The organism is Pseudomonas sp. MRSN 12121 (genome assembly GCF_000931465.1).
In the GTDB taxonomy this organism is placed as follows: Bacteria; Pseudomonadota; Gammaproteobacteria; order Pseudomonadales; family Pseudomonadaceae; genus Aquipseudomonas.
On record NZ_CP010892.1, the window covers coordinates 861,169 to 878,366 of the forward strand.

Annotated in this window: 14 protein-coding genes; 6 read left to right on the top strand and 8 right to left on the bottom strand. The window is 60.3% G+C overall.

Annotated elements, in window-relative coordinates; all coding sequences use genetic code 11:
- Positions 1 to 42: 42 nt before the first annotated feature.
- The 6 genes from TO66_RS03760 to TO66_RS03785 all read right to left on the bottom strand — a co-directional run bounded on the left by TO66_RS03760 (position 43) and on the right by TO66_RS03785 (position 6,028).
- Positions 43 to 1,497: a glycosyltransferase family 39 protein gene (locus TO66_RS03760; RefSeq protein WP_044461067.1), complete on the bottom strand. Its 1,455-nt coding sequence runs from the start codon at positions 1,495 to 1,497 to the stop codon at positions 43 to 45.
- 223 nt (positions 1,498 to 1,720) lie between these two features.
- Positions 1,721 to 2,488 (bottom strand): ABC transporter ATP-binding protein, encoded by a 768-nt coding sequence (locus TO66_RS03765; RefSeq protein ID WP_044461068.1) that lies wholly within the window; start codon positions 2,486 to 2,488, stop codon positions 1,721 to 1,723.
- Positions 2,489 to 2,508: 20 nt separating this feature from the next.
- Positions 2,509 to 3,222 (bottom strand): ABC transporter permease, encoded by a 714-nt coding sequence (locus TO66_RS03770; RefSeq protein WP_044461069.1) that lies wholly within the window; start codon positions 3,220 to 3,222, stop codon positions 2,509 to 2,511.
- Complete coding sequence (locus TO66_RS03775; protein ID WP_044461070.1) at positions 3,219 to 3,908, bottom strand: ABC transporter permease; 690 nt, start codon at positions 3,906 to 3,908, stop codon at positions 3,219 to 3,221. The genes TO66_RS03770 and TO66_RS03775 overlap by 4 nt, the downstream gene beginning before the upstream one ends.
- A gap of 87 nt (positions 3,909 to 3,995) precedes the next feature.
- Positions 3,996 to 4,775: an ABC transporter substrate-binding protein gene (locus tag TO66_RS03780; RefSeq protein ID WP_409077183.1), complete on the bottom strand. Its 780-nt coding sequence runs from the start codon at positions 4,773 to 4,775 to the stop codon at positions 3,996 to 3,998.
- A gap of 71 nt (positions 4,776 to 4,846) precedes the next feature.
- The gene (locus TO66_RS03785; protein ID WP_044461072.1) at positions 4,847 to 6,028 is read right to left on the bottom strand and encodes a M20 aminoacylase family protein; all 1,182 of its coding nucleotides are present in this window, start codon (positions 6,026 to 6,028) and stop codon (positions 4,847 to 4,849) included.
- 150 nt (positions 6,029 to 6,178) lie between these two features.
- On the opposite strand from TO66_RS03785, the gene TO66_RS03790 reads away from it, so the two are divergent.
- The 4 genes from TO66_RS03790 to TO66_RS03805 all read left to right on the top strand — a co-directional run bounded on the left by TO66_RS03790 (position 6,179) and on the right by TO66_RS03805 (position 10,138).
- On the top strand, positions 6,179 to 7,132 hold the full coding sequence (locus TO66_RS03790; RefSeq protein WP_044461073.1) for a LysR substrate-binding domain-containing protein: 954 nt from the start codon (positions 6,179 to 6,181) through the stop codon (positions 7,130 to 7,132).
- Between the two features lie 122 nt (positions 7,133 to 7,254).
- Complete coding sequence (locus TO66_RS03795; RefSeq protein ID WP_044461074.1) at positions 7,255 to 7,599, top strand: hypothetical protein; 345 nt, start codon at positions 7,255 to 7,257, stop codon at positions 7,597 to 7,599.
- Positions 7,600 to 8,011: 412 nt separating this feature from the next.
- On the top strand, positions 8,012 to 8,329 hold the full coding sequence (locus TO66_RS03800) for a hypothetical protein (RefSeq protein ID WP_044461075.1): 318 nt from the start codon (positions 8,012 to 8,014) through the stop codon (positions 8,327 to 8,329).
- Between the two features lie 171 nt (positions 8,330 to 8,500).
- Positions 8,501 to 10,138, top strand: coding sequence for a glycosyltransferase family 39 protein (locus TO66_RS03805; protein WP_044461076.1), 1,638 nt, complete (start codon positions 8,501 to 8,503; stop codon positions 10,136 to 10,138).
- A 34-nt stretch (positions 10,139 to 10,172) separates the two neighbouring features.
- Here TO66_RS03805 and TO66_RS03810 read toward each other — a convergent pair whose 3' ends face one another.
- Both TO66_RS03810 and TO66_RS03815 read right to left on the bottom strand, forming a co-directional pair.
- Complete coding sequence (locus TO66_RS03810; protein ID WP_044461077.1) at positions 10,173 to 11,273, bottom strand: polyamine ABC transporter substrate-binding protein; 1,101 nt, start codon at positions 11,271 to 11,273, stop codon at positions 10,173 to 10,175.
- A 216-nt stretch (positions 11,274 to 11,489) separates the two neighbouring features.
- Positions 11,490 to 12,395, bottom strand: a complete 906-nt coding sequence (locus TO66_RS03815; protein ID WP_044461078.1) for a LysR family transcriptional regulator — start codon at positions 12,393 to 12,395, stop codon at positions 11,490 to 11,492.
- Positions 12,396 to 12,504: 109 nt separating this feature from the next.
- Between TO66_RS03815 and TO66_RS03820 the strand changes: the two genes are divergently transcribed.
- Together TO66_RS03820 and TO66_RS32220 are read left to right on the top strand one after the other, a co-directional pair.
- Positions 12,505 to 13,716 (top strand): SGNH/GDSL hydrolase family protein, encoded by a 1,212-nt coding sequence (locus TO66_RS03820; protein WP_044461079.1) that lies wholly within the window; start codon positions 12,505 to 12,507, stop codon positions 13,714 to 13,716.
- A 528-nt stretch (positions 13,717 to 14,244) separates the two neighbouring features.
- The gene (locus TO66_RS32220; protein ID WP_082061035.1) at positions 14,245 to 16,662 is read left to right on the top strand and encodes an SIR2 family protein; all 2,418 of its coding nucleotides are present in this window, start codon (positions 14,245 to 14,247) and stop codon (positions 16,660 to 16,662) included.
- The last annotated feature ends 536 nt before the right edge of the window (positions 16,663 to 17,198 follow it).

The window sequence follows — 17,198 nt, forward strand, 5'->3', positions numbered from 1 at the left end:
CACCCATGCGGGTGCCTTTTTTATGCGCGCCCGCTGTGCCGGTCATTGGCCGACAAAGTAGTAGTCCTGGCGGCTGACCGTGACCTTCTTCAGGACCTTGAACGGTGGCTTGGGGGCTTCCTGCAGGGCCATGAGCGCCACGTTGTGTGGCGAGGCGCTGAGAAACTCATTCAGTTGGGCTTCGGTCTGCACGTCCTTGAGCAGGCTCTGGGTGTAGAACACGCTGGCGCCGCCGGTGCGCTCGTTGGCCTGGTATAGCGCCACTTGCTGGCCGGCGGCCTGCAGCGCCTGGATCTCGGTGATCAGCGGCACGAAGGACAGCTTGCGATCGGCGCGCGGCAAGGCCCATTGCGCGGCGGCGAGGTAGCTGCACACCACCAGGGTCAGTACGCCCAGGGCCAGGCCGCGGCGCTGGCGCCCCACGGCGCCCCAGAATCCCGCTCCCGCGGCGCGCTGGCGCAAGCGTTCGTAGAGCACTGCGGCGTACTCGGCCGCCAGCACCGCCGCGGCCGGGGTCAGCGACATCAGGTACACGGTGCGCTTGCTCGACGCCAGGCACAGCAGGGTGAACTGGGCCAGCAGCCACAGGCTGAAAAACAGCAGGTAGCGGTTCTGCACCAGGCGTTTGCGGAAATGCCACAGGCCCAGGTAGACCAGGATGTTCCAGGGCAGGAAGGCCTGCGGCAGCTTCGCCAGGTAGTAATAGAAGGGTTCGTAGTGCCCGGCCTCCTCGAAGGAGCCGTCGAAGCGCCCGACGCTGTTGGTCCACAGCACTTCGCCCAGCGCTTGCAGGCCGCCGCGCTGGTACAGCAGGCAGAGCCAGATCAGCAGCGGTATCAGGCCGAGCAGGGTCAGCAGGGCGGGCTTCAGCCAGTGGCCCGGGGCGAAGCGTTTCTCGATCAGGCTGTCGGCCACCAGGTAGGCGAAGATCACCACGCCCGGCATCGCCAGGCCCAGCACGCCCTTGCTCAGGGTGGCGATGGCGATGCCGAGGGCGAACAGCAGCCAGCTCAGGCGGGCCGGCTGGTGTTCGGCCTGGCGCCGGTGCGCCTGGTAGAACGCCAGCAGCGCCAGGGTCACGCCAAGGCTGAGCAGGGCGTCTTCACCGACGCCACGTACGTTGCTCCAGTAACTGGCCATGGTCGCCAGCATGGCCCCCGCCATCCAGGCCAGCGCCGTGGGCCGGCCGAAGCGGCGCAGCATCGCATACAGCAGCATGACGCTGAACAGCCCGGCGAAGGCCGAGGCCAGGCGCACCGCCCAGGGCGTACCGCCGAACACCCGGATGGCGCTGGCGTCGAGCCACAGGCTCAGCGGCGGTTTTTCCAGGAAGGGCTGGCCGAACAGGCGAGGCGTCACCCAGTCGTCGTCCAGGTGCATCTGCATGGCGATCCCGGCCACCCGGGCCTCGGTGGAACCCTGCAACTGGTGGTTGCCCAGGGCGAAGAAGAACAGCAGAGCGGCGAGCAGGAAGAGCAGCGGGGCGGGTCGCGACATGGGGGGAGTGCCGAAGAAGTGGCGCCGGGAAGAATCAGGCGACCCGAGTATACCGAGGCAATTCTTAACGAATCGTGAACGGGTGCGCAGCGAATCGAGCTGTCCGGCGGGGGCGCTTGCCAGCGCGCGCTCCCGGGCGCCAGTCCGCTCCCTGGAGCTGGCGCCCGAACGCGGCCCTGCCGCCGGGCGTAAGGGGCAACACCCGACGGTGACGCTCAGGACTCTATTTGAGGCAGCCGGAAAGAAACTGCTTCAGGCGCTCGCTGCTGGGTTGTTCCAGGACCTGGGCGGGCGGACCTTGCTCTTCCACCCGGCCCTGATGCAGGAACATGACGTGGTTGGACACTTCGCGGGCGAAGGCCATTTCGTGGGTGACCACCACCATGGTCCGGCCTTCCTCGGCCAGTTGTTGCATGACCCGTAGTACCTCCGATACCAATTGCGGGTCCAGCGCCGATGTCGGCTCGTCGAACAGCATCACCTGTGGCTCCATGGCCAGCGCCCGGGCGATGGCCACGCGCTGTTGCTGGCCACCGGAGAGATAGGAGGGGTACTGGTTCTCGACCTTGGCCGGCAGGTCGACTTTGTCCAGGTACCTGCGCGCCCGCTCGACGGCTTCGTCGCGCGGGATGCCCAGCACGTTGATCGGGCACTCGATGATGTTTTCCAGCACCGTCATGTGGCTCCACAGGTTGAAGTGCTGGAACACCATCGCCAGTTTGCTGCGCATTGCCTGCAGCTGCTTGGGGTCGGCCGCGCACAGCTCGCCCAGGCGATTCTTGCGGGTGCGCAGTTCCTCGGCGTTGACCAGGATACGCCCGCCGGACGGTTGTTCGAGGTAGTTGATGCAACGCAGAAAGGTGCTTTTGCCGGAACCCGAGGAGCCGATGATGCTAATCACATCGCCGGCCCTGGCCTTGAGCGACACGCCCTTGAGCACCTCATGGCTACCGTAGTTCTTGTACAGGTCTTCGACGATCAATTTGTACATGCGAGCCTCCCCGTTGGAGATCAATGTGTCTGTGGCTTGAGGTAGGCCAGCCAGCGCAGTTCGGCGCGGCGAAACAGCCAGATCAGGAAAAACGCACTGCAGGCGTAGAGCACGCCGGCAATGCCGAAGGCGCTGAAGGAGGCGTAGGTGGCCGAGTTGACGTCGCGGGCCACCTTCAGCAGGTCCGGTACCGTGGCGGTAAAGGCCACCGAGGTGGAGTGCAGCATCAGGATCACTTCGTTGCTGAAGGACGGCAGCGCCCGGCGCAGTGCCGATGGCAAGAGGATGCGCCGGTAGAAGGTGAATCGGCTCATGCCATAGGCCTTGGCCGCTTCGACCTCGCCGTGGGCGATGGCGCGGATGGAGCCGGCGAAAATCTCCGTCATGTAGGCGCAGGTGTTGAGCCCGAACGCCAGCACCGTGCAGTTGAAGCCGTCGCGAAAAAACGCGTCGAGAAAGTCCTGGGTGCGCACCACGCTCAGGCTGTAGACCCCGGCGTAGAAGAACAGCAGCTGGATATACAACGGCGTGCCGCGGAACACGTAGGTGTAGAGCCACACCGGGGTACGCAGCAGCGGGTTGTGGCTGACCCGTGCCAGGGACAAGGGCACCGCCAGGGTGAAACCGATCAGCACCGACAGCACCAGCAGCCACAGGGTCATGGCCAACCCGGACAGTTGCGCGGCGTCGCTCCACAGGTAGGCCTGCCAGTACTCCTGGAGAATGTCGGTCATAACGAGGCCCTCCTCACGCCCACCGAGTAGCGCTGGCTCAGCCAGATCAGCATCAGGTGTGAAACGCTGGTAATGGCCAGGTAGATCAGGCCGCCGACCAGGGTGAAGTAAAAGAACTGCATTGAGCCTTTGCCGGCGTCCTGGGTGGCCTTGACCACGTCGCTCAGGCCGATGATCGACACCAGCGCCGTGGACTTGATCAGCACCAGCCAGTTGTTGCCGATGCCCGGCAAGGCATGGCGCAACATCTGTGGGAACAGCACTTTGCGAAAGGTTTGGGCGCGACTCATGCCATAGGCCCTGGCCGCTTCCACCTGGCCCCGGGGCACCGCCTGGAACGCGCCGCGAAAGGTCTCGGTGAAGTAGGCGCCGTAGATGAAGGCCAGGGTCAGGACCCCAGCCACAAACGGGTCGATGTCGATCTGCGCCAGGTGCAGCCGGTCGGTGAACTGGTTGAGCAGCATCTGCAGGCTGAAGAACAGCAGCAGCATGATCACCAGGTCGGGCATGCTGCGGATCAGCGTGGTGTAGCCGCCGGCGAGCGCTTGCAGGCCGCGGTTGCCGCTCGCCTTGGCGCTGGCGCCGAGCAGCCCCAGCAGCACCGCCAGCAGCAGTGACGACAGGGCCAGTTTGAGGGTGGTCAGGGTGCCCTGCAGGATCTGCGGGCCAAAACCTTCCAGAAGCATTTCATGCCCCTTGTTGTTATTAGAGTGAGCTGAAAGAGGCGGCGCCGCGGCCGTGGCGGGCGTCGCGCCGGGAGCTGGGCGCTGCCGTCAGGGCGCGCCGTAGATATCGAAGTCGAAGTACTTCTGGTTGATCCGTGCGTAGGTGCCGTTGGCCAGGATGGTCGCCAGCGCCTTGTTCAGATCTTCACGCAATTCCACATCGTCCTTGCGCAGGCCAATGCCGTCGCCCACACCGAAAAATTCCGTGTCGGCGAGGGTGTCTCCGGCGAACTCGAAATCCTTGCCGATGGGTTTGGACAGGAAGCCGTAGCTGGCCTGGATCGACGACTGCAACGAGGCGTCGAGACGCCCGACGATCAAGTCGGCATACACCTGGTCCTGGCTCTGATAGGACAGGATCTGTACCCCTTGGGCGCCCCATTTGGCTTTGGCATAGGCCTCCTGGGCCGAGCCTTGTTCGACGCCGACCCGCTTGCCCTTGAGTGAGTCGAGGGTTGGCACCAGGCCCGAGCCGCGCTTGGCGATCAGCCGAGCGGGGGCGTTGGAGATCTTGTCGGTGAAGGCGATGCGGGTCATGCGCTTGGGGGTGACGGTCATCGATGAGGCGATGGCGTCGAACTTGCGCGCCAGCAGGGCGGGGATCATCCCGTCCCAGCTGCTTTCAACCCACTCGCAGCGGGCCTTGAGTTCGGCGCAGAGGGCTTCGGCGATGTCGATGCCAAACCCGCTCAGCTTGCCGTCGGGGTCTTTGTATTCCAGGGGCGGGTAGGTCGGGTCGACGCCCAGCTTGAGCACCTTGCCCGACCAGTCGGCCGCGCCGGCGGTCGCCGATATCGACAACAGCACCCATGAAACCGCAGCGATCATTTTTTTCATTGTTTTCTCCTCGGTTAATCGCCGGCTACGGCAGTGATGGCACTGCCACGGCCTTTTTGTCGCTACCTGCCCTCTGTGCCGAGAAAACGCTCGGCCAGCTTGACCCAGTAGGTCGCGCCAATGGGCAGGCAGTGGTCGTTGAAGTCGTAGCCCGGGTGGTGCAGCAGACAGCTGCCTTCGCCCTGGCCATTGCCGATCACCAGATAGCTGCCGGGGCAGCGCTCGAGCATGAAGGCGAAGTCTTCGCTGGCGGTGAACGGCTTGAGGTCGTGGATCAGGTGTTCCTCGCCCAGCCAGTCGCGGGCCACGCCCCGTGCCAGGGCGGTTTCGTCGGGGTGGTTGATCAGCACCGGATGGCAGTGCTGGTAGTCGACTTGCGCCTGGGCGCCGAAACTCGCGGCCTGGCCATGGACCAGCTCGGTGATGCGCCGCTCGAGCAGCTGCCGCACCTCGGGCGTCAGGGCACGCACGCTGATGCTCATGTCGGCCGAAGCCGGAATCACATTGGAGACGGTCCCGGAGTGGATCGCGCCGACGCTGATAATGGCCGTGTCCTGCGGGTTGATATTGCGCGCGACGATGCTTTGCAGGGCGACCACGATCGATGCGCACACCAGCACCGGATCGACCGCCTTGTGGGGCACCGCACCGTGGCCGCCGTGGCCGATGATCTTGACGCTCACGGTGTCGGCCGAGGCCATGAACGGGCCGCTGTAGAAGCCCAGGTGCCCGGTCGGATGGCCCGGCACATTGTGCATGGCGAATACCGCGTCGCAGGGAAAACGCTCGAACAGGCCGTCGTCGAGCATCGCCCGGGCGCCGCCCAGGCCTTCTTCGGCGGGCTGGAAAATCAGTTGCAGGGTGCCCTTGAAGTTGCGCGAACGGGCCAGGTATTGCGCGGCCGCCAGGAGGGTGGCGGTGTGGCCGTCGTGACCGCAGGCATGCATCACCCCGTCGATCCGGCTGGCATGGGCCACGCCGCTGGTTTCCTGGATCGGCAGGGCATCCATGTCGGCCCGCAGGCCGAGCGAACGGCCTTCGCCGTTTTTCAAGGTGGCCACCACGCCGGTGCGACCGACGCCGGTGCTGACCTCATAACCCCATTCGCGCAGTTGCCCGGCCACCCGTGCGCTGGTAACGAATTCTTCGAAGCCCAGCTCTGGATGGGCGTGGATCTGGCGGCGCAGGGCGATCATCGCGCTCTGTTGCTCGGCAATCTCGGGTAGCACGTAACGGGGATTCATGCGGGAACTCCTCGGTCAGGTCCTTGCCTGCTCGGACCCGTCGGGCGAATCGTTGAGGCGCTGTCGGGCTGATCTTAGGCACCGCGCGCGCTGCCGGGGAGGCTCACTTTGGTTATGATGACAACCCGAAGTTGTCACCTGGGCACGCAGATGAAATTGCATCAACTCCAAGCCTTGATCGCCAGCGCCGAGACCGGCAGCATCCGTGGCGCCGCGCGCTCGCTGAGCCTGTCCCAGGCGGCCGTGACCAAGGCGCTGCGCGAACTGGAAACCGCCCAGCAGCTGCCGTTGTTCGTCCGCACGCCCAGCGGCCTGAACTTCACCGAGTACGGCAAGGTGCTCCTGACCCACGCCCGACTGGTACTCAAGCAACTGGAGCATGCCCAGGCCGAGCTCGACCAACTGCGCGGCAAGAACAGCGGCCGCTTATGCGTCGGGGTCACGCCGTGGGTGGCCCTGACCCTGCTGCCCGAAGTGGTGCTGGAGTTTCGCCAGCGCATGCCGCAGGTGCGCCTGGAGTTGTTCGAAAGCCTGATGGCAGTGGCCCAGCCGCTGCTGCGCGACGGCAGCATGGATTTCGCCATCGGTCAGTTGCACCCGTCCCAGGCGCCCCAGGATTTTTCCTGCGAGACCCTGCTGGACTATCAGACCTCGGTGCTGGTGCGCCAGGGACACCCACGGCAGGACGCTCGTTCGATCCATGAGTTGCTCGATCAGGGCTGGACGCTGAACTATGCCCCGGACGGCCACGATGCGCTGATGCAGGATCTGTTCTGGCGCCACGGTGCGCAGATCGACGAGCGCCGTATCGTCCAGGCACATTCGCTGGCGATCCTGCAAATGCTGGTCGAGCGTGCGGATATGTGCACCTGGGGACCCACCATCATGAGTACCACCTCGCCGTTTCTCGGACGCCTGGTGTCGTTGCAACTGCAGGAGCGGTTCGAACCCCGGCACCTGAGCATCGTCACCCGCTGCAATGTTGCTCTCAGTCCCCCGGCGCAGTGTTTTGCCGATTGCCTGTTGCAGGTGATCCGCCGGCATGCGCGCTCGGCGCGCAAAGAGGACCGTGCGCTGTTCGAGACCGTGCGGCTGCGGGTTTGAAACTTGTCCCGCAGGCTTGCAGGCACTGTGGCGCAATCGTCACTACGCTGGGAGGTGGGCCCGGCGGCCTTGCCGAAACCGCGGGCGCCGGTCTTTCCCATGGCTGAACAGGTGCCCCGAACATGCGTGAACTATGGCGAAAGTATTTGCAATTGCTGGACGACGACCTGAATACGCGAGTCTTCGACAACTTCAAGAACCTGCTGGTCTGCGCGCTGCTGTTCGCCGCCGGGACCAACGCGCTGCACGGTGACCATCACCTGTTCATGGGCCTGCTTGGGTCGAGCCTGACCGGCTGGGGGCTGATCGCGGTGTCGGCGTTGCTGATGCTGCTCAATATCAGCGACGGCCTGCGCCGGCTGGCCAAGCTGCGTTATCACACGGCCCTGCAGATCGGGCTGTTCCTGGTGTACCTGATCCTCGCGGTGCGGGTGGTGGAAATCGTCTGGAATTTCCGCGCCGACTAGCCTTCCCCTACCGGTCGATGCTCGATTGCTCGCGATGGTCGTCAACGATACCCGCGTATTGACTGGATAGACGCGGCGCTCTCAAGTCCATCGCGGGCAAGCCTCGCTCCTGCAGCTCGGCACTAGCCGCCTTTTTTGCAACACAAATGCCCTACAAAAAATCGCTATCGACGGTTTCGCCAATGCCCTATACAGAGAGCGGCCGGCGATACCGGCGCCCGCAACCCACTACACAGGAGATGGACATGTTCAGGTTCCTCACGGTCACTGAGCTGGAGCACACCCCTCGGCATCGTCATGGCGGCTCCGTCAGCGGAGCCATTGTTGCCTGGGAGCTGAGAAATCTGGCTCTCAATACCAAGGGGTTTGTCATATGTCCAAAGAATTACTCGGAGTTTCTGCTGTAGGGTTGATGGTGCTGGGCGAGTTCTGCGCGATCTACAGCGAAGTGGTCGCCGCCCGCCTGGCGCATACGGGTAACACCACCTGGCCGGACCTGGCCTTGCCGGTGTTGATCATGTGTTTCGCCGGCATCTGCCTGATCGGCGCCTACTGGCTGGGGTACCTGGCGGTGGGCGATATCTGGATGATCACGGTGGTGTCGGTGACCTCGCTGTTGCTGCTCGAGCCACTGGTGATCTGGGCGATATTCCGTGAGTTGCCCGGCCGCGGCACCCTGATCGGCTGCTGCCTGGGGGCCCTGGGCATGCTTTCGGCGGTGTTTCTGTAATCTGCGCAATGACTCGCATGCGGCCTGGCGGTAATCCCGCCGGGCCGTTTTTTTTGCCTGCCGTCGGCCGCAGATGAATCCTGCAAAACGTTCAGCGATCGTTCAGCATCTGTTCCCGCAACATGCCTGCCGGCACGCCCACTGAAGGGCGATCAACCTGGTGGGTGAAGCATGAGTCAACGACAGTTGGGGGTGCAGTCCTCGGCGATTTTCCTGGTGGCCCTGCTGTTGTTCAGTCTCGGCATCTGGGACCAGCCGGCACAAGGTTTCGACGGGCGCTGGTGGTTGTTCCTGCAGGAGATGTTCCGCCACGGTGCGAGCCTGTTTCCCACCACCTATGGCGAGCCGTACCCGGACTATCCGGGCACCGCCACCCTGTTCAGCTATGGCTTTGCCCAGTTGTTCGGCGCGCCCAACCAGCTGGCCAATATCCTGCCCACGGCGTTGGCCTCGGCCGGAGTGCTGGCGCTGCTGTTCCGCTTGCTGGCCCCCTTCGATCGCAGTTGGGCGCTGCTGGCGGTGTTGCTGACGGCGCTGACGACCCAGTTGCTGGAGAAGTCGCGCTCGGTGTGCCTGGACCAGATGGTCTCGCTGCTGTGCCTGGGCTGCTTCTACCTGCTGCACCGCGGCGAGCAATTGGGATCGCAATGGCGCCAGTACGCGGTCTTCCCGCTGTTCGTCATCGCTTTCGCCATTCGCGGCCCGCTGGGGCTGATCGAGGTCTGCGGCGTGGCCTGTGTCTTCTGGGCGCTAGGGCCGGTGCGGGGGCCGGGCGACGGTGGACGCCGGGTGAAGAAGGTACTGGCCTATGGCGTCGGCGGCTTGCTCCTGCTGGCGGCCTGCTGGTGGGGGCTGATGCAGCTGGCGCAGTTCAGCGGCGGTGAGGCCTTCGCCCGGCAGGTCTACCAGATGCAGGTGGGCGGGCGCCTGGATGAAAGTGGCGAGCCGTTCTACTTCTACCTCCAGTTGAGCCTCTATCGCTACTTCCCGGTGGTGCCGCTGGCGCTGGCGACTATGTTCGTGCTGCGGCAGCGATGGGCCGCGCGGCATACCGACGCCGACGTGCTGTTGCTGGTTCGCCTGGGAGGCTGCGGGCTGATGATCCTGCTGGGCCTGTCGGTGCCGCACTTCAAGCGGGCCTACTACATCCTGCCCATGGTGCCGATGTTCGCCGCCGTTGCCGCCTATGGCCTGCTCAAGCCAGAACGCTGGTTGCTCCGGGTGCGCGGGGTGTACCTCGGCCTGGTGGCGGCGTTGCCGGGGTTGTGCGTGGTGGTGTTGCTGGTCTGTCGGCACGGCTGGCAGAAGCACGGTTATTGGCCGGCGCTGTCGTTGCCGCTGATGATCGCGGTGTTTTTCGGTTTGCAGGTGCTGGCGCTGCATGCCTGGCACATCACCCGCGACGCACCGCGGCGGCGCCTGGTGCTGCTCAGCCTGCTGGCCCTGGCGGCGCAGTGGTGGCTGCTGGTGAAGCTGATCGAGCCGGCCAAGGACTTGCAGTTCGCCACCCGAGGTTTTGTCGAGCAGGTCGAGCAACGGCGCGCCGCAGACCGTGGAACCCTGGCGTTTCTCAACCTGGGCAAGGACACCTGGGCGGTGCGCTACATGATGAACCTGGACCACGACGAACAGCCGCTGTTTATCGGCAAGGGCGAGCTGGCGCGGCTGGCCGCCGTGCCGCGTCCGGCCTGGGTGATAGTCGCGCGCAAGGACCAGGCGCTGCTGGCCGGTACCGCGCTGGAGCAGGCGAGCCCGGTCTACGAAGGGCGGCTCAATGACAATCCGTGCCTGGTGTTCGAGCTGAAGTGACCTCAGGCCACCCGGGGGTGGCCTGAGGGGCCGATCATTTGTCCGACTTGATGCTGGTCCAGACCCGGGTCCGCACCCGCTCCAGCTTCTGCGGCAGCGGCTGCACCACATAGAGCTTCTTCAGGGCCTCGGGGGTTGGCGTCAGGTTCGGGTTACCGGTGATTTCCTTGTTGATCAGCGCCAGCGAATCCTTGTTGGCATTGGGATAGCCGAGGAAATCGCTGATCGGCGCGATGACTTTCGGGTCCAGCAGGGTGTTGAGGAATTCATGGGCCTCGGCGACGTTCTTCGCGCTCTTGGGAATGGCGAAGGTGTCGAACCAGATCGGCGCGCCTTCCTTGGGCAGGCGCCAGTCCACCACCACGCCGTTGCCGGCCTCTTTGGCGCGGTTGCCGAACTGGTAGAAACTGCCGGAGTAACCGATGGCCACGCAGATGTCGCCGTTGGCGATATCGGTCATGTACTTGGCCGAGTTGAAGTAGGTGACGTAGGGGCGGACTTTCAGCATCAGTTCCTTGGCTTTTTCGTAGTCCTGCGGGTTCTGGCTGTTGGGGTCCAGCCCCAGGTAATGCAGGGCCAGCGGTAGGATCTCCGACGGCGAATCGAGCATGGCCACGCCGCAGGACTTGAGCTTCTCCATGTTCTCGGGTTTGAACACCAGGTCCCAGCTGTCCACCGGCGCGTTGTCGCCCAGGGCCGCCTTGACCTTGGCCGGGTTGAAGCCGATCAGCACCGTGCCGTACATGTAGGGCACGCCGTACTGGTTGCCCGGGTCGTTGCTGTCCAGCAGCTTGAGCAGCGCCGGGTCCTGGTGCTGCCAGTTGGGCAGCTTGGACTTGTCGAGCTTCTGGAATACCCCGGCCTTGATCTGGGTGTCGAGGAACTGGTTCGACGGCACCACCAGGTCGTAGCCCGAGTTGCCGGTGAGCAATTTGGCTTCCAGGGATTCGTTGGTGTCGAAGGTGTCCCAGGTGACCTTGATGCCGCTGTTCTTGGCGAAATCCTTGGGCACCGACGGCAGGATGTAGTCGGCCCAGTTGTACACCCGCAGCTCGCGCGGCTCGGCCTGCGCCGCGGCGGCCAGCAGCGACAGCCCACAGAAGGCGGCACCCAGTATGCGTTTTCTCGTGACCATGAATGGTTCCCCAGCGTGGCGATGGTTTTTATGTTCTGTACACGGCAGGCGGTCCCTTGAAAGGGCAAGGGAGAAGGGTGGTTCTGTTGAATCTGTAGGCCGCTGAGTCAGCGTGCCGGGCTTGATTCTTGCCGAGGGGCCCGGCGCTGCACAGCACGGGGTTGGCCAAAAGGGGATCGTAATGGCCATTGATCGTGGCCACGGCGGGCTGTCGGGTCAGGCGGTGAAGCCCGGCAAGCGCGGCAGCCGTTCGGCCAGATATTCCATCAGCAGGCGCACGCGCAGCGGGCGGTAGCGGCGCTCGGGGTAGATCAGGAACGCCTCGTGGGGCGGGCCGCTCCAGTCGGGCAGGACGCGCACCAAGCGGCCGCTGTCCAGCAGGTCGCTGACCAGCCAGGCCGGGGTGATGCACAACCCGGCGCCTTGCAGCACGCCGTCGCGGATGGCCAGCGAACTGTTGGTCCGATAGCGCCCTTGAGCGGTGATGCAGACCTTCTCGCCAGCCGGGCCGCTCAGGTCCAGCGTGTCGCCCGAGCTCAACCAGGCGAAGCGCAGGAACTCGTGTTCGCCCAGGTCGGCGGGGCTGTGCAAGGGCGTGTGTCGTTGCAGGTATTCCGGCGCCGCCACCAGGTAGCGCGGCGCCGTGGCGATGCGCCGGGCGATGGCGTTGGGCGGCAAGTCGCCGCCCAGGCGCAGGGCCAGGTCGACGTTTTCCTCGGTGAGGTCGACGAAGCGATCGTTGAGGATCAGCTCCACCTCGATGTCCGGGTACTGCGCCATGAACGCCAGCATCAGCCCATTCAGGTGCAACACCCCCAGGCTCACCGGCACATTGACCCGCAGCACACCCTCGGGGCGCTCGGTCAGGCCGCGCACCTCGGCCACCGCCTCGCCATATTCCTCCAGCACGGCCTTGGCCCGCTCATAGAAACGCTTGCCCTGCTCGGTAGGGGTCAAGCCAGTGGTGCCCCGGGTCAGCAGGCGCGTGCCCAGCTGTTTCTCCAGCGCCGCCACCAGCTTGCTGACCGTGGGTTGAGTGCTGCCTAGCTCACGAGCAGCCGATGACAGGCTGCCCAGCTCGACGGCGCGGACGAAACAGTGCATCGCTTTGAGGCTGTCCATGAGTATTCGATATCGGAATGGGCTGTATGAAGTTATGCCTTCTATCACGGTTATTTTGCATGGAGCAATCTGGCCGCCTCAGCCTTACGGCTTCAAGGAGCGACCTGAAATGAAAAACCTGCACTTTTGCCTGCCCCTGGCGTTGACGGCGCTGCTGGCCGCCGGCCCGGCCCTGGCACAGGAAAACTGGATCACCACCTGGATGGCCAGTCCGCAGCCGACCTGGGGCACTGAGCTGCCGCTGCCCACTCGGATTCCCGAGGCACTGACCGACAGCACCATTCACCAGCGGCTGCGGGTCAGCGTGGGCGGTAGTCAGATACGCGTGGTGCTGTCCAACGAGTACGGCAAGCAGCCACTGTTGATCGGCGCCGCGCGGGTCGCGGCCATGACCGGCTCCGGGCAAATCCTGACATTTGGTGGTCGGCAGCAGGTCAGCATTGCGCCCGGCGAGACCCGAACCAGTGATCCCCTAGCGCTGACCGTGCCGGATCTCGGCGATCTACGGGTCTCGTTGTACCTGCCGCAGCGCACGCCACTGAGTACCTTCCATTGGGATGGCAAACAAACCGCCTTTATCGCCCCGGGCAACCAGGTCGACGCACCACGGCCGGAAGGCCAGGAACAACTGGAAGCACGCCTGTTCCTCAGCGATATCCTGGTGGACGCCCCGCCCGACAGCCAAGCCCTGGTGGTACTCGGCGACTCCATCACCGACGGCAACGGCTCCACCCTCGACCGCAACCGACGCTGGCCAGACTTCCTCGCCCAACGCCTGGCCAGCGATAAAGTCGCCGTGCTCAACGGCGGCATCTCCGGCGCACGTCTGCTCCAAGACGGCATGGGCGCCAGCGCGCTGAAGCGCTTCGAACGCGACGTGCTGGGCAAACCCGGAGTAAAAAGCGTGGTGCTGATGCTGGGCATCAACGACATCAGCTGGCCCGGCACCGCCTTCGCACCGAACGCACCATTACCCTCGCTGGACGAGTTGATCGCCGGCTATCGACAACTGATCGACCAGGCCCATCGCCACAACATCCGCCTCATCGGCACCACCCTGCTGCCCTTCGAAGGCGCCCTGGAAGGCAGCATCATCGAGCACTACCACAGCCTGCAGAAGGAACAACTGCGCCAGGCGCTTAACCAGTGGATACGCGGTAGTCAGGCGTTCGATGCGGTGATTGATTTCGATCGGATAACTCGTGATCCGCGGCATCCGACCCGGTTGTTGCCAAAGGTCGATTCGGGGGATCACCTGCATCCGGGGGATGAGGGGAATAGGGTGATGGCGGAGGGGGTGGGGTTGGAGGGGCTTTTTTGAGTGTTTGGTAAAGGCGCCGGGCTCAAGAACTGCCGGGGAAAGGGTGGTTTCTGAGAGGTCAGAAACGACAAAAACCGCACAAGGCAGGCCTTGTTTTACTTTGTTTGGTGGGCTGGGGTCGTTTTAGCATGAGTCTCAACTATATGTATTAAAAGGGTTTATTAGTTTTTTGTTTTGTTGGGGGACATCTTGGGATACGTGGTGCGGCCTGCTGGGCCATTTTTGGCCCCTTTCGATCGCAATAGCATTATCCCTAGTCCAAGGGAGTCCGATTGATAAACCTACTTCGCCTGATGATCCAGAAGTTTTTCTAGGATAACCGGTGCTAGCGGAGCCCCCCTCCACAGAGCTTTGCTGTGCAGAGGGGGTCGTAGCGTCGTAGGTCTTGTGGCAGTTGGCATCAATCGGCGTTGCTTGGGGGCACAGATCAGTTCAGGATATTGTCCTGATAGTATCGGACGCCATTCGATGGATTCTCATACGACTACCAGAGATTCATAGGAATACAAATAAAGGGATGAAATAACTATGCAACTTTCCGAAGCTGTTCAACATGCTCTTGATGGGAATGCAGTTCTTTTTGTAGGTTCTGGATTTTCGTTCGGTGCGACGAGTCTTTCTGGCGGTTCACCAATGTCGGGTCGGGATTTTGCAAGGTATCTATACAAAGAAGCGGGCGTGGATGCGGAAGATACTGATCTGGCAATGGCGTCTCAGTTTTATTCTCAAAAGTTCGGAGAGGCAAAGTTAACACAAATATGTCGTGATATGTTTACGATTCGCCATCCGGCAGTGCATCACAACAATATTGTTAACGTCCCTTGGCAGCGAATTTATACGACAAACTACGATGATCTTGTGGAGAAAAGTGGGGCTGAGTCGGGTAGGTCTATTACTGCATTAACACCAAGTGACTCACCCGAAAGATTTCTTTCTAATGGTAAGGTTTGTCTTCATATAAACGGCTTGATAACCCGCTTAGGCGTTGGTGATCTTTCAGCGACATTTAAGTTGACCTTTGAGTCGTATATGACAGATGCACTGGAGCACTCATCGTGGAAGGCGGTCTTGTGCCAGGACCTTCGATTGGCACGATCGATCATATTTATCGGATACTCGATGTATGATTTGAATTTAGCTCAAATTGTACATGTCGAAGATATAAAGGATAAAACCATTTTTATCGCAGCGCCTGACCTATCAAGTAATTCACCTGATGCGCTGAGACTTCCAATGTTTGGTGAGCTTTTTCCTATCGGTGTTGGTAGTTTTTCTCAGATAGTAACAGATGTTAGGAAAGACTATCTCCCCAAAAAAACATATCAAAATTATTTTTCACTCGAAAAGCTCAAGCAATCTGCTGCTGTTGCGCAGCCAATGAACTCAGATGTTGAAAAATTATTTCTATATGGTGATTTGAACTCAAAATTCTTAGGGTGTACATCAGCTAATAGTGATCCCAGATTTTATCTGATCGAGCGGTCGATTATGGCTGAAGTTAAGAAGTCAGTTAAGGCTGGGCAGGACATCCTATTTACATCAGATCTTGGTAACGGAAAAAGTATTGCTCTTGAGCAAGCTGGTCGTGAACTCTCAGAGCTGGGGTGGGAAGTATTTAAAGTAACTGAAGACTCACAGGTTGCTCGTAAAGAGATCGTGCAACTCTTATCGTTGGATGCGCCTGTAGCGTTGTTGATAGATGGTTATATTCCATTTCTCGAATTTATCGACTTCGTTTCGATTAGGCGTGTTGGCAAAAAAGTTTGTTTCTTGCTTACTTCGAGGACGCATGTGCATGAGGCTTATTTGGATCGGCTAGAGAACGCACTGCACGTGGCGTTAGTTCCAGAGTTTGATATAAATCAGCTATCAAAATCAGATTCCCTTTCACTTGTATCAATGATCGATACGTATGGGTTATGGTCAGAATTCTCCTCTCTCCCGGATATTCAGCGCGTACGCTTAATTGATAGCGAATGTCGTGGGCAGTTTCATCAGGTATTGCTGAAGTTATACGAAGCTCCTCAGATCGCCAGTAGAATAAAAAGTTTGTTTGGAGAGATCAGACCTGATGTGAAGAGGATCGTCATTGCGATTTTTTTGGTTAAGGCAAGCGGGCTGGAGATGAGTAAGTCTCTGGTTAATGATTTGCTTGAAGGATCACCTCTCGCTAGATTGTCGAACAATGATAAAGAGTCAGTGCGATTCTTGTGGAGCGACAATAGTGGATATATTCAGCTAAAGTCGTCAGTTTTGGCTGAGTATTACTTGACCTCGCTAAGTGATGCGTACGAAGTTCTATCGGTCCTGACTGGAATGTTCTTGAGAGCGGAAACGTTGGAGGGGCGGAATTACGAGTTTTTTATGCGTAGCGTTATGACTTATTCGGCACTACAGAAGATGTTGCCTAGGAGTGGTTTGGAAACAGCGGTGGTTTCGTTCTATGAAGAAATCCAAAATACAAAATTTGCAAAAAAAAATCCTCACTACTGGCTTCAATATGCTATTGCCCGGATGGCTCTAGAAGACAATGGTTTGGAGCACGTTGAGGCATATTTTAAGTCAGCGTATGCGTTTGCGAAGTTAAAGCCAAATTATAATACTTATCAAATCGATAATCACTTTGCTAGGTTTACACTTCAGAAATCGCTTCTATCAGAGAGTGCAGATGGAGCCTTTGAATTGTATTTGGACGCAAAGGCTATTTTGCTAAGGCAAACATTGAATGAGCAAAAACACTATCCATTCCGCGTCGCTGCAAAGGTAGCTGATGTAGTGCAGAAATATGGAAGTCAGTTTTCTTTAAGTCAGAAAACTGATCTTGTACAGTTTTGCGAGGTGGTATTGGAGCGAATTGCTAAACTACCTCCTGAGACGCGTAGTCACCGGCATGTAGAAAATTGTAAGCGCATGCTTGTTGCTACGGTTAAGGAACTTAGCTCTTGAGATGGCTGGTGTAGAACTCTTCTCCTAATTGTAATTTTGTAGACGAAGGATTTGACTGGCATTTTTAGTCTTACTGTCTTTTTGTATTGAAATGGCCAATTTCCCGCTTGAGATATTTGATTTTCTTGGTGTTTGTCAGGTTCTCAGGCGGTCTGGTTGGCGCAAGTTTCGGCTTAACTGCCCACGCTTAATGCAGGAACTCACAGTCCGTCAAAATTTTGTTCAGAGTCCGTAGGAGAATTACGACTTTCCTAGCCAGCCGGAACTGTTAGGTCTGAGATGTCTTGATGAATGAATTCCAGATTTTCATCCAACGTTTCGAGTGCTCGGCGCACTTTATTCACGATATCGGCCGACCACGCTGCTCGACCTAATTGGAAAACTCTTCAATCGCTACGTCGAGCGCGATCTGGTTATGGTTCAATCGATCAAAAAGGCTAACGCTCAAGTTAGGTGCCCGTCATAGTGCTCTCCATGTTTCGAGGAAGCCCAGCATTGATGCCTTGATCATTGTCTTGGATCTTTAGCCCAGCTTC